Annotated in this window: 12 protein-coding genes; 5 read left to right on the forward strand and 7 right to left on the reverse strand. The window is 50.7% G+C overall.

From position 1 onward, the window contains the following. Positions 1-36: 36 nt before the first annotated feature. A complete protein-coding gene (locus tag ACSYSY_RS08405) occupies positions 37-1,452 on the reverse strand; it encodes a sugar porter family MFS transporter (protein ID WP_491707114.1) in 1,416 nt (471 codons plus the stop codon). Between the two features lie 165 nt (positions 1,453-1,617). On the opposite strand from ACSYSY_RS08405, the gene ACSYSY_RS08410 reads away from it, so the two are divergent. Continuing rightward, entirely contained in the window at positions 1,618-2,568 is a 951-nt protein-coding gene (locus tag ACSYSY_RS08410) for a sugar-binding transcriptional regulator (RefSeq protein ID WP_491707115.1), read from the forward strand. A gap of 46 nt (positions 2,569-2,614) precedes the next feature. Here the strand turns inward: ACSYSY_RS08410 and folE are convergent, their stop codons facing one another. Genes folE through ACSYSY_RS08430 form a run of 4 tightly spaced genes read right to left on the reverse strand, consistent with a single transcriptional unit; the run spans position 2,615 to position 5,706 of the window. Beyond that, complete coding sequence (gene folE / locus ACSYSY_RS08415) at positions 2,615-3,247, reverse strand: GTP cyclohydrolase I FolE (RefSeq protein ID WP_491707116.1); 633 nt, start codon at positions 3,245-3,247, stop codon at positions 2,615-2,617. After that, entirely contained in the window at positions 3,237-4,130 is an 894-nt protein-coding gene (folK, locus tag ACSYSY_RS08420; protein ID WP_491707117.1) for a 2-amino-4-hydroxy-6-hydroxymethyldihydropteridine diphosphokinase, read from the reverse strand. Before folK ends, folE begins: the two co-directional genes overlap by 11 nt. Further along, a complete protein-coding gene (gene folP, locus ACSYSY_RS08425) occupies positions 4,127-4,951 on the reverse strand; it encodes a dihydropteroate synthase (RefSeq protein ID WP_491707118.1) in 825 nt (274 codons plus the stop codon). Before folP ends, folK begins: the two co-directional genes overlap by 4 nt. Before the next feature lie 2 nt (positions 4,952-4,953). After that, positions 4,954-5,706, reverse strand: a complete 753-nt coding sequence (locus ACSYSY_RS08430; RefSeq protein ID WP_491707119.1) for a DsbA family protein — start codon at positions 5,704-5,706, stop codon at positions 4,954-4,956. A 229-nt stretch (positions 5,707-5,935) separates the two neighbouring features. Here ACSYSY_RS08430 and ACSYSY_RS08435 point away from each other — a divergent pair, with 229 nt between their 5' ends. Both ACSYSY_RS08435 and recA read left to right on the forward strand, forming a co-directional pair. Next, positions 5,936-7,366, forward strand: coding sequence for a gamma-glutamyltransferase (locus ACSYSY_RS08435; RefSeq protein ID WP_491707120.1), 1,431 nt, complete (start codon positions 5,936-5,938; stop codon positions 7,364-7,366). A 150-nt stretch (positions 7,367-7,516) separates the two neighbouring features. Further along, positions 7,517-8,572 carry a recombinase RecA gene (recA, locus tag ACSYSY_RS08440; protein ID WP_491707121.1) on the forward strand — a complete coding sequence of 352 codons (1,056 nt, stop codon included), beginning with the start codon at positions 7,517-7,519 and terminating at the stop codon, positions 8,570-8,572. Positions 8,573-8,659: 87 nt separating this feature from the next. Here the strand turns inward: recA and ACSYSY_RS08445 are convergent, their stop codons facing one another. Continuing rightward, on the reverse strand, positions 8,660-9,691 hold the full coding sequence (locus tag ACSYSY_RS08445) for a ferritin-like domain-containing protein (RefSeq protein ID WP_491707122.1): 1,032 nt from the start codon (positions 9,689-9,691) through the stop codon (positions 8,660-8,662). Between the two features lie 15 nt (positions 9,692-9,706). After that, the gene (locus ACSYSY_RS08450; protein WP_491708261.1) at positions 9,707-10,438 is read right to left on the reverse strand and encodes an ATP-dependent Clp protease proteolytic subunit; all 732 of its coding nucleotides are present in this window, start codon (positions 10,436-10,438) and stop codon (positions 9,707-9,709) included. Positions 10,439-10,651: 213 nt separating this feature from the next. On the opposite strand from ACSYSY_RS08450, the gene ACSYSY_RS08455 reads away from it, so the two are divergent. Both ACSYSY_RS08455 and ACSYSY_RS08460 read left to right on the forward strand, forming a co-directional pair. Then, positions 10,652-11,629, forward strand: coding sequence for a hypothetical protein (locus ACSYSY_RS08455; protein ID WP_491707123.1), 978 nt, complete (start codon positions 10,652-10,654; stop codon positions 11,627-11,629). A gap of 134 nt (positions 11,630-11,763) precedes the next feature. Continuing rightward, entirely contained in the window at positions 11,764-12,984 is a 1,221-nt protein-coding gene (locus ACSYSY_RS08460; protein ID WP_491707124.1) for an LL-diaminopimelate aminotransferase, read from the forward strand. Positions 12,985-13,001: the final 17 nt, after the last annotated feature.

A 13,001-nucleotide genomic window follows, 5' to 3' on the forward strand; every position in this document is an offset into this window, starting at 1 on the left:
TCTTTCTCTTAAGCCTAAGCCAGAATGATATCCAATTTAGTGATGATTTTTATGAGCCGCGTAAGGCGAAAAGCGTCCTTCCTTCAGAGAGGTCTCAATCTCTTCAAGAGTTTTCCCCTTTGTCTCAGGCACATAATAATAAACGAAAATCAGGGCCAGAATGGAGATCACACCATAAAGCCAGAACACGCCGGAAGCACCGATCCATGTGATCAGACTCAAGGCTGTAAAACTGACAATGAAATCTGAAACCCACATGGCAACAGCACCAAGGCCTGTCCCCATTCCACGCACTGAGAGAGGAAAAACCTCCGAATTTAAAAGCCAGATCACGACTGACAGGCTGCCGCCATTAAAAGCCATGTAAGCAAACATGGAGACAACAATAACCCACTTGGCAGCCCCCGTCGGATGCCCGCCTAGCATCGCAGCGCCTAAAACGAATAAAGCCACAATTGAAAGCGGGATCATAACCAGCATCAGGCGTCTTCTGCCCCAGCTATCAACCAGAACCGTTCCAATCAAATTCATCACCAGAAGCACAACACCAACGCCGATCGTAGCAATCAGGGCTGCCGAGTCACCAAAACCTGACTGGGTCAAAATGGTCGGTGCATAATAAAGGACAGCATTGATTCCCGTCAGCTGACAGAAAGCTGACACTCCGACAGCGGCAATCAACGCCGGTTTGACCCAGGGTTTCTTTAAGTCTGACCAGGTTCCCCTTGTTTCGCGGTTCACCTCTTCAATCCGCATCACTTCTTTCCGGGCCTGGGGTTCGCTCCCGCGCAGACGGGCAAGGACAGAAAAAGCCGCGTCTTTTCTGTGTTGTGTCACAAGCCAGCGGGGACTTTCAGGAAGGAGAAGCATCCCCAGAAACAGAACCAGCCCCGGTAGTGATGCCAGGAAAAACATCATGCGCCAGTGACCATGCAACCCGTAACCAACCAGATAAGAGACAACCTCTCCACCGGCAATCATGACCTGAAACAGCACAACCATCCCGCCTCGCCGGGCGGCGGGTACTAACTCAGCAATATAAACGGGCATGATCTGTGTGATGGCCCCAACAGCTATGCCCAGAAGAAAACGCGTTATAACCAGCATTAAAGCGTCTGGAGCCATACTGGTGCTGATCGCCCCGATAATAAACAGAAACGCAACAGTCAGAACGGTCTTCTTGCGCCCTATCCGGTCTGAAACAGGACCACTCCCCAGAGCCCCAACCATACCGCCGATAAGAATGGAACTTGTGACAAGTTCCTTGCCAAAATCACTTAAATGAAAATCTGCACTGATGGATAATAAGGCAGATGAAATAATACCCGTATCATAACCAAAAAGGACACCCCCCAAAGCAGAAACAATAACAACAAAAAGGAGGATCGCTTTATTGGACTTCGTATCAGAAGAATGTGTTAAGATTACTTCGTCAGAGACTGTTTGTACCATCTGAATTTCCCTTCCATTAAATAGCTCTGGCCAATAGCTCTGGAGAGACTCAAAATTTTCTGTAACTGGAAGAAAACCTTAGACCGTACTTTGCTCATATGTAAGGCATCTCGCTCATATGTGATATGAAGACCTCTTATCCCATATATGAAAGGATTTATTTGAATGGGACCAGCTGAACGCGTGCAGGCCGTTACCATTGCACGCCAATATTATCTTGAAGGCATGAGCAAAATTGAAATTGCCGCATGTCATGATTTGTCCAGGTTCAAGGTGGCCCGCATCCTTGAAGCCTGCTTGACTGAAGGCATTGTTCGAATTGAAATTACGCCCAGTACCTCTCTGGAGACATCCCTCTCAGAACAGCTGAGACAGAAATACAGCCTTAAACACGCAATTGTGCTTTCCGGGACATTTTCCGACCCCCTCACCCTCCGCGAAACTTTGGGGCAAATGGCCGCTGAATTTCTGGAAGAGATTATAACGGAAAATGATATATTGGGACTCGCCTGGGGGCGCACACTTGAGGAAACAGCCCAGAAAATACGCACTCTCCCGCCCTGCCGTATTGTACAGATGACAGGCATTGCCGGCACAATTGGAACCAATAATCTGGATATTATCCGTAAATTTGCGTCCACGTCCCGGGGAGAGGCTGATCCGATTTATGCCCCTCTCATTGTTTCAGATCATGAGACGCTTCTGCGCCTTCAGAAAGAGCCAGCCATTCAAAATGCCATGTCACACTGGCCTGACATTACGGTCGCCGTCGTCGCAATTGGCAATTGCAGCATTGAAGGGTCACAAATCTATGAGACTCTCTCCGAACCTGACCGTCAGGAACTCACTCGGGCTGGTATGGCCTGTGAATTCTGCGCTATTCCCATAGACCGTCAGGGCAAGCCGCTCCATACAACGTTGGAGCACCGCACTCTCGGAATTTCCTATGAAATGCTCCAGAAAATTCCCGAAGTAATCGCCATCGCCGGTGGGCTTTCAAAATTAGATGCCATTCGGGCCGCTCTTAAAAGCAGAGTTATAACCTCACTCATAACAGATGAAGATGTTGCCAGAGGTCTGCTGGAAGAGGTGACTCCTGAAAAAGGCGGTTATTAAAGCGCCTGACCACCATAATTGGTGGTCATCACATCAGGGCCGTCTTTTATGAAAGCTTCATAAGAGACAGGATTTCCTGTCTGGCCTGGGCATCTTCCGCCCATAGACCATAGGCCTTGCTTGTCACTGTTTTGGAACCGGGAGAGCGGACACCACGCAAGCTCATACACATATGCTCTCCCTCTATCACAACCAGGACAGCTTTAGGGGCCAGGACATTGACCATCGCCTGTACGATCTGATCGGTCAGACGTTCCTGAAGCTGGGGGCGGCGGGCATATCCTTCCACGACACGCGCAAGCTTGCTCAACCCCGTCAAACGGCCACCATCGGGCAGATAAGCCACATGGGCCACACCATAGACAGGCAGTAAATGATGCTCACATGTGGATTGGAAACGGATATCCTTTACAATTACCGCACCGCTATGATTGTCAGAGCTGAACTGCTTTTTAAGATGCTCCTGCGGGTCCTCATAGAGACCTGAAAAAACTTCCAGAAACATTTTTGCGACACGCTGAGGCGTTTCTCTTAACCCTTCACGCTCAGGTTCCTCGCCCAGGGCGACCAATATGTCATGTACAGCATGAGCAATACGTTCCTGGGCATCGGCAGGGCATATAAGTGCCCCCGCTTTCCCCTCTGCGTTTGATGAAGATGACAGGTCTTTAACTGACATAGGAATCCTCTAAGCCCCAAAATGATGTCTGGCAACGTCGAACAACATCCCCTTCCATACGGGGGAGATGCGCTAAAGCTTCCTTTATGGAACGCCCGGAAAGTGTTAATTCCGGAACCAGCTCATAAAGCGGTTCCAGCACAAATGCACGTTCAAAAATGCGAGGGTGAGGCAAAGTCAGGACGGCTGTGTTTACTTTTTTCTGTCCATAAAAGAGAACATCTATATCCAGAGCCCGCTCCCCCCAATGCCGCCCCGGCATCCTCCCTAAAAGAGATTCCGTTTCCTTGCACAATCTCAATAAGGCTGCAGGGCTTAGACTCGTCTTTCCAACAAGGCAGAGATTTACAAAAGGTGGTTGGTCCTCAACTCCCCAGGGAGCACTGTCATAAAGGGCAGAAACACGATCAATCTGAACAGACTCGGAGCGGGCCAGGAGATCAAGTGCCGCCTTCAGTGTTGCCTCCCGCTCTCCGATATTAGCCCCTAAAGCCAGACCAATCGTCTCCACCCGTTTTTTTGTAACCTCAACCGCCACTTCCCTGACGGTATAAGGCAGAGGAGCCGACGGCTTGCGAATCTCGATATGGACTTCAACGACCTGTTCATAATGTTTCAACACAGATGAAGCGATATGATCAGCCAACGTCTCTATCAGCTGGAAATTGGCGTGCTGACTGATTTCCGTAGCGATTTTACAGAGCTCACTGTAGCAGACCGCCTGCGTGTAATTATCGTGACGAACAGCTTCATCAATATCCGCCCAGACATCCATATTGATAAAAAAGCGCTGCCCGAGGCGGGTCTCTTCAGGCAGGACACCATGATGGGCAAATAAACAGAGGTCACGCACAGAAATACGCGTCAAGGAAGGCTCAATCACGATTTACCCCGGAGCATAGAATCAAATAAAATGGCATCTTTATGTGCCTTTACGTCATGCACGCGAATAATCGTCGCACCTTCATTGACGCCATAAAGATTGGCTGTAATTGTCGCTGCCAGACGCTCATCTTTCGGACGCCCCAGAAAATGACCAAAAAGGGACTTGCGCGACAACCCTAAAAGTACGGGAAGCTGATATTCCTCCCTTAACCACGCTATGAGCTGGATCGCTTCAAGATTCTGTTCGTGGGTCTTTCCGAACCCGACACCAGGATCCAGCACGATTTTCTCACGGGCCATACCGGCAAAATGCGCCTTTTCAAGTGAAATATCAAAAAAACGCCGGAAATCAGCTTTCAGATCAAGGGTCGGATCAATCACATCGCGATTATGCATAAGCACGCCATAAGCATCATAATCCGCAATTGTTGAGGCCATATCCGGGTCACGATGCAGGCCCCATACATCATTGATCATCACAGCCCCTGCCTTCAGGGCTTTATGGGCAATCTCTGCCTTCATCGTGTCAATTGAAAGGTAAATTCCTCTGGAAACAAGAGAGGTCACAACGGGTTCCAGACGATGCCACTCTTCCTCTGCACTGACAGGACTATAACCTGGCCTGGTTGATTCCGCCCCGCAATCAATAAGGTCTGCGCCTTCCTTGACCAATAAATCAGCGTGATGAGAGGCGTCTTCCGGCTTATAAAATTGTCCGCCATCCGAAAATGAATCGGGTGTGACATTAAGAATACCCATAATCAGGGCAGGAATACTCCCTTCATGAGCAGCCCTGATCAGATCCCCAAATGTTTTCAAAACTACTTTATCTCCCCCAGAATCTTTTCCATATCCTCAAGACTGATCGCCCCTGGAATCACGGCAGACTGCCCAAAAACAAACGTAGGCGTGCCACTGAGCCCGATAGATTGGGCCTGCCCCACATTGATGGCAATCAATGCCTGAACAGCGGGGCCCTTCATATCTTTGCGGAATTTATCGAGATCAAGACCCTGTTTTCTGGCAAAAGACTCAATCTTTTCCTGATCAGGCTTCGCTGTATCATGCATCAGAGCCAGACGCATCTCTTCATAATGACCCTGCATGGCGGCTGCAAAAATCGCCTGGGAATCCAATAAACTGTCAGGCCCCAGAACCGGAACCACTTTTTCAATCAATCTGACGTCCGGATGACGTTTAAGGAATTTATCCAGAGCAGGCATCATACTCCGGCAGTACCCACATCTGGGATCCAGAAATTCGATAACGGTCACTTTTCCGTGCGGATTCCCTTTGACAGCATAGGCAGGTGAGGTTTCCAACGCTGAATAATGAGCCTGGACGCTTTTGAGGCTTTGAGTCTGGCTCTGCGCTGCGGCCTTCTGGCGCAAAGACTGGAGAGCATCCACCAGAATTTGTGGGTCATCTTTCAGGGCATCATGGATAATCTGCACAATCTCGGCACGTTCCTGTTGCGTAAAATGATGAGATTGCGTCTGTGCCGCGTAGGACGTTCCACCAAATAGAGCGGCAGAAAGAGCGCTTAAAACTGAAAAGGAAGTCAGGCGTTTCACACGAAGTCTCCGTTAAATCAGGATAGCAGGCAGTCCAGAAATAAAAATCCCTCCACAGCCTGACAGGGAAGAAACCACTTTAATAGTAAAAAACAGCCTATACCATTTCAGCCTCTTTCTCGATACTCTTTCATCATGTTATGTTACGAGGACTTGAGTCTCGGCATAGTCGCGCCCTTATTGAACCACCTGTATTCCGTCTTGAATCAGAAACTGGAGAAACGCCCCCGTGGCCCAGCATAAAAGCCTGCCTCTCATTCAGTCCTTCCGTTCAGCCACGCATGCTGGTTGGAAATCTTTTCTGGTCGGAAAATTTCGCAAACAGGCTCTGCTTCTGACCGCTATTGCCTCCGGTCTTATTTTCAGCGGATGCAGCGCGCCGGACGTGCACGTGCTCGAAGGCATCCATCCTGATACCCCTCCCGGTGGTGGCGGGATTGTTGTCGCTGATGAACCCCAGGCCGCTCTGGTCGGGCGGAATATCCTTGCCCGTGGGGGCAATGCTGCCGATGCTGCCACGGCAACCGCTTTTGCCCTGGGTGTCACACTCCCTTCCCGTGCCTCTCTGGGCGGTGGGGGTGCCTGTCTTATCAGCCATCCCGGTCAGGTGGAGCCACATGCTGTAACCTTCCTGCCACAAGCTGGCAGCGGCGCAGGGGACCGTCCTGCCGGCGTACCGATGATGGCACGTGGTCTTTACCTCCTCCAGCTGCATTATGGGGCTGTCCAGTTTGGCGAAACACTTGATCCTGCCATTAATCTTGCGCAACAGGGCATTACCGTCAGCAAGCCTCTGGCCGATGACCTTGCCGTTGTGAAAGGTCCTCTCCTTGACGATAGCGCTGCCCTGGCCGTTTTCGGCAAAGAAGGTGACACAATCGTCGGGGTTGGTGATCAGCTGGTCCAGACGAGGCTGGCTTCCTTCCTGTCCCGCCTGAAGCTTGTTGGCGTTGGTGACCTTTATAATGGTGCCTTGGCACAGGTCTTTATTGACCAGTCAGAAAAAGCCGGTGCCGGTCTGATGCGTGAAGATTTACGCAAAGCTTTGCCGGTAGATAGTGCGGCTCTTTATGTTTATGAGAAAGGCTACCGTGCGGCCGTTCTTCCTCCACCGGCTGATGGTGGTATCGGCACGCTTATGGCACTCAAATATCATGTCCCGGCAGAGCAGGCTGTCCAGGCATGGCGCCAGTCTGGGTTGAATAGTGTTAAAGAAGCACGCAGCTTTATTGAGCAAAATCACACCAGCCCGACACCGCTCCCTCCCTTGCCGGCCTCTACGAGTTTTACCGTAAGAGATCACGCGGGCCTGGTCGTTGCTTGTTCGCTCACCAACTATAACCTCTTCGGGACAGGCCGTGTCGCCGGCACGACGGGCGTCGTTCTCGCAGCGTCCCCACGGAATTACCCGAAACCACTTTTGACAGCGGCTACCGTACAGACGACCGACCGTAAGGTAAGAGCGATCATCGCTTCTTCCGGCTTAAATCATGCCTCACAGGATGTTGCTGACAGCATCGACAGGCTGATTCAGGGAAAAACATTCTCTGCGTCCGATACAACCCGCTTAAATGCAATTGTCTGTAAAGATGGACGGTGTGCAGGCGTTACAGACCCCCATGGAAATGGGCTCAGCACATGGACAAAACAACCTGATTAAGGCGACTATTCTTGAAAGGTGATAACAGGTTCCCATATATGGGAGCCTTTATTCCCTTTTCCAGATAATGCCTGACCTATCTGGGGATAAGACGCGACCGCTCTCTCTTGCGAACAGGCATGATCTGCCTTCTGTTAATATGAGGATCACATGGACAAAAACAAAGCTCTGGAAGGCGCCTTAAGCCAGATTGAACGTGCTTTTGGCAAAGGATCAGTCATGCGACTTGGTCAGCGCCCTATTGAACAGGTTGAGGTTATTTCAACCGGCTCGATCGGCCTTGATATCGGGTTGGGCATTGGCGGTCTGCCACGTGGCCGTATCATTGAAATTTACGGTCCTGAAAGTTCAGGGAAAACGACCCTGGCGCTTCATATCCTCGCTGAGGCCCAGAAAAAGGGCGGCACCGTCGCCTTTATTGATGCGGAACATGCCCTCGACCCAATTTATGCCCGCAAACTTGGTGTCAATATTGAGGAATTACTGCTCAGCCAGCCAGATGCCGGAGAGCAGGCTCTTGAAATTGCGGATACACTTGTCCGTTCCGGCGCCATTGACGTGCTCGTCGTAGATTCCGTCGCGGCACTCGTCCCTCGTGCTGAGCTTGAAGGCGATATGGGTGACAGTCATGTCGGGCTCCATGCGCGCCTGATGAGTCAGGCACTCCGTAAATTGACGGGGACGGTCTCACGGTCCAACACCATGGTTGTTTTCTTAAACCAGATCCGCATGAAAATCGGGGTCATGTTCGGCAATCCCGAGACCACGACAGGCGGCAACGCCCTGAAGTTCTATTCCTCAGTGCGTCTTGATATCCGGCGAATCGGTTCTATCAAAAATAAAGACGAAGTCGTCGGGAACCAGACACGCGTCAAAGTCGTCAAAAACAAAATGGCGCCTCCTTTCCGTCAGGTCGAATTCGACATTATGTATGGAGAAGGGATCAGCAAGCTTGGTGAGCTTCTCGATCTTGGGGTAAAAGCCAATATCGTGGAAAAATCGGGCGCCTGGTACTCTTATGACAGTACGCGCATTGGCCAGGGACGCGAGAACGTCAAACAATATTTACGCGAACATCCCGAAATCGCAGATGCGATTGAGCAGCGTATCCGCGCTGATGCGGGAATACTGGCCCATTCACTTCTTTCTGGAGAAACAGAAGAGGACGCCGAAGGAAGTTCTTCCGAACTTCCTCTGGAAGATTAATTCATTACTCGCTTTTCTGACTAAAAAACCCCGCTTCTATTTTAGAGAGAAGCGGGGTTTTTCTTTTTAGAACCAGATCAGAAAATTTCAGCTATGTGCTGGCACTGTATCAGCTGAAGGGGCTGGTTTTTCCCCACGCAATTTGCGCCAGAACGTTACCGCTTTCACAGCCACACGTGCTGCAAAAGGTGCCATCTGCGGACGAACAAGCCGTGAATCATACCCTGCAAAGCGTCGGTCATTTTCTCTCAGACACAGCTTCATCAATTCAACAAAATCGATATCCTGCTCTGTCATGCTTTTGGCACCGGTTACCGTGAAATTATTATCCTGCGTGTGCTCAACACCTTTATCATCAATTGTGCGCACAAGATCCAGACGCTCATAAAGCAGGAAGAAAAGCACAGCAATCACACGCAGCTCAAACCATGGCCGCTTCCAGAAAGGCATAACCGCACGATGATAGGCAAGCCAGTTGGCGAAAAGCAGAATATGGCGACATTCCTCCTGCATCACAGGCTCGAAGGTCTCAATCAGCTCCATCGGGAAGAGACCGGCTTTTTCTGCCAGGGCAAACAGACCAAAAGCAAAGAAGCTGTCCCAGCACTCTGAAAAACCTGTCACCAGATAAGCCCATTCTGTATCTCTGGGTTCTATATAGGCTGTTTCCGGCGCCATAGGGATTTTATAGTGCTCGACCATACGGGCCAGAACTTCCTTATGGCGGTTTTCTTCCCAAGCATTGCGTGAAATCGCATCTTTAATGTCTGGATCTTCCAGCATTTCTGCGTAAGCGGCCATGCGCAGACGCGCTTTGCCTTCAGTCTGGACAGCAATATCCCAGATCGGCAAAGAGGTGATCCGGTGAAGTGTTTCCGGATCGAGGTCAGGCCAGGCAATCACAGAGGGCTTATAAGGATTGAATGTTTCGCGGAACATGTCTGCCATGGCCTTTTTATGCTCATGGGTTCCTGGTTTCAGGGGGCCTTTGACAGGGCTGCTCCAATGGCGTGCCTGATAATCTGCCTCTGCCAAAGTTTTTTCAGAAGGCTGGTCGGGCAAGTGCGAATAGATATCTGCGAGACTTTTTTTAGCGGTCTTGTTTGTCACGTCACTCACGGCGTGCTCCTTTCCTTACTTTGGAGCTGAAGATTTTCTGAGGTCAGCTACGGAACTGATGATACGGCTTACCAGACCATATTCCACGGCTTCCTGAGCGGACATCCAGTAATTACGGTCCGTATCACGGGCAATTTTTTCATAACTCTGACCGGTTTCACGCGCAAAAATCCGGTTAAGGCGTTCACGCATTTTGATGATTTCCCGCGCTTCAATATCAATATCAGTCGCAGGACCACGCACGCCACCCATAGGCTGATGAAGCAGGAAGCGTGTATTGGGCAGACATAACCGGCGCTCCGGATGACCTGCCGCAAAAATCAGGGCACCGGCAGAAGCAACCCAGCCTGTCCCGATGATCGTAATAGGCGCCATTGAATCAACAAGGCGAATCATATCGTGAATGGTATCGCCACTCTCCACATGTCCGCCGGGAGAATTGACATAAATATCGATTGGCTTATCCGAGTCGCCAGCCAGAGCCAGCAGACGGGCTGTCACATCTTTTGCCAGCCGGTCATTCACCCCTCCGAAAATAAGAACCTTCCTCTGTTTGAAAAGGCGGTCCTCCATCTCGGGAGACGGTTTGGGGGCGTCTTTATCAGAGTCGTCAGAACTGTCAGGATCAGCCGGTTCCTCCTCATCAAGACGATGGAATGCCGCCCTGGCTGGAAAGGCCGTATCAAACTTCAGGTCAGCTCTCTGGCCTGTAACTCTGGAATCACGATATTGTCTATCATCTATCATCGTTTTATCCTGCGCTCGCTTTTTCATATACCATCTTTTCTGTAAACATAATGTAATCTCAAAGCTAGCTGAACCCCTCCCTTCTCGCAGGGATGCTTGCGAGGAAAAGAAGAGATGTTTATCGTGGCTTCTTCCCTCTCAATAGAGCCTGTTGCTCTATCAATCATTGATTCATGTCATTTTTGACGTCGCTCTGATGGACTGTAACGCACCATGATCTCTTTCTTTATTTTAAAATCAGCGAGGTCAAAGCTGACGGGTTTGCTTTGCGCTTTTAGTTCCATGCTGGCCTTGTCTGCCTGTCAGCATCGCACAGCCAACCAGACCGTTACAGACTGGACACACGGTCTGATGGGAGGCGAGGTTTATAAACTCAGGCCCCCACCGCCTGGTCATGATAAACCCATGCCCAATATTAATATAACACCTAAATATGAACCTTCTTTCCCCAGTCAGGAATATCGCACTGCCTTGACAGAAAATCTGCAGGAGCACCGTAATTACGCCCAACGCCTCAGTGCAGCGAGCGGCCCACTCCCGACGACGTCACCCGCACCGCCTCCACCGCCGCCGGGACATGGGGAAAATTCCAGCATTCTCTCTTCAAGCAGCTCAAAAGGCTCTTCTGCGCCGAGCAGAACAGCGGATCTAACAGATATCCATCCATTAGCGACCCCCATAGCGGGTGGGAAAAGCTCGACCGATGACCCAGATCTTCCGGAACTGAAATATCACCCTATTTCCCATGATGCCCCACGCGACCTCCCTGCGATTGGTGCTCCACCTCCGGCGCCCATCGGGTTTGGGGGTTTTGACGTCCCCACCTCGCAGGAAGCCATACGTCCTGACTTCGTCGCCAAGGAACCTCCGGGAACGCTGATCCGTTTCGCCGCTGATACCGATCAGCTTGATTCAGGCCAGGAAGAAACACTCGAACAACTTGCCTATGACGGCCATAATGCCCGTGTCATTATCACCGGTTTTGGCACCACATTGAGTGCAGATGCCGGCCTGCAGCCTGATGATCAGCAGCAGGAGCTCACCCTGGGCCTTTTACGTGCCAAAAGCATTGCCCAGAAACTTGGCCAGAAAGGGGTATCCCCGGAGCATATTATTCTTCAGGCCAGACCCATTGGTGATGGCGCCCGTGTTCAAATTCAGCCTCTGTCAGCAAATTCTTTTAAGAAATAGGTAGGATTACGGCACATACCCCCTTGCTTCGTAATGCAAAGCAGTGAAACATGACAGGCGGACGGGCCTGGATTGTCCCGTCTGCATCCTAAACCTTAATGATTGCTTATTTCGAGTAAGCAGAAGAGTTCCCCATGACTGAAGAATTCCACCGGATCCGCCGTCTTCCCCCTTATGTCTTTGCAGAAGTCAATAAGGCCAAAGCCGCCGCCCGAGCCGCCGGTGAGGATATTATCGACCTTGGCATGGGGAACCCTGACAGCGCACCGCCTGCTCACGTCATTAAAAAACTGGCTGAAACAATTCAGAATCCACGTGTCCACGGTTATTCTGTCAGCAGAGGCATCCCTGGTCTGCGCCGGGCACTGGCTTCCTATTATGAGAAACGTTTTTCCGTAACATTGGATCCAGAGACCGAAATCGTCGCCACAATCGGCTCCAAAGAAGGTCTGGCAAACCTGGCATCAGCCATTACCAGCCCCGGCGATACCATTCTGGTCCCTAATCCTTCCTACCCGATTCATCAGTTCGGTTTTATTATTGCCGGGGCCTCTGTCCGCTCTATCCCGGCGACACCGGATGAAGATATGCTGCGTGCTTTGTACCGGGCCGTAAAACATTCTGTACCAAAGCCCACCGCACTTATTCTTAATTTCCCCTCCAACCCCACGGCTTTTGTTGCAAGCTATGATTTTTATAAGGAAATCGTTGCTTTTGCCCGGCGGGAAAATATCTGGATCCTGTCTGATCTGGCTTACGCTGAGATCTATTTTGGTGAAACGCCACCTCCCTCAGTGCTTGCCGTTCCAGGTGCCAAGGACATTGCTGTTGAATTTACCTCCATGTCCAAAACCTATTCCATGGCTGGCTGGCGTGTTGGTTTTGCGGCTGGGAATCCGCGGCTTATTCATGCCCTGACGCGCATCAAATCCTACCTTGATTACGGTGCCTTTACCCCCATTCAGGTTGCAGCCGTCGCTGCCCTGACCGGACCTCAGGATTACGTCGCTGATATACGCGCTCTTTATAAAGAACGCCGTGACGTTCTGATCCAGGGGCTCCATAGTGCTGGATGGGACGTCCCTGCTCCGGAAGGTTCCATGTTTGCCTGGGCTCCTATTCCCCCCAAATTTGCTGAGATGGGAAGTGTGGATTTCTCCAAGCTGCTCTTGAAAGAGGCAAAAGTAGCCGTGGCTCCCGGATTGGGATTTGGTGAATATGGTGACGGGTTTGTACGTCTGGGACTGGTTGAAAATACCCAACGTTTGCGCCAGGCAATACGCTCTATCAAAGGTTTTATGAATAAACATGGCGTAACACCAAACGAGCCCAAAACCTCTCCCAAACGCTCCTGAAATCAAAAAGAATGAAA

The organism is Aristophania sp. ESL1100, from assembly GCF_058511235.1.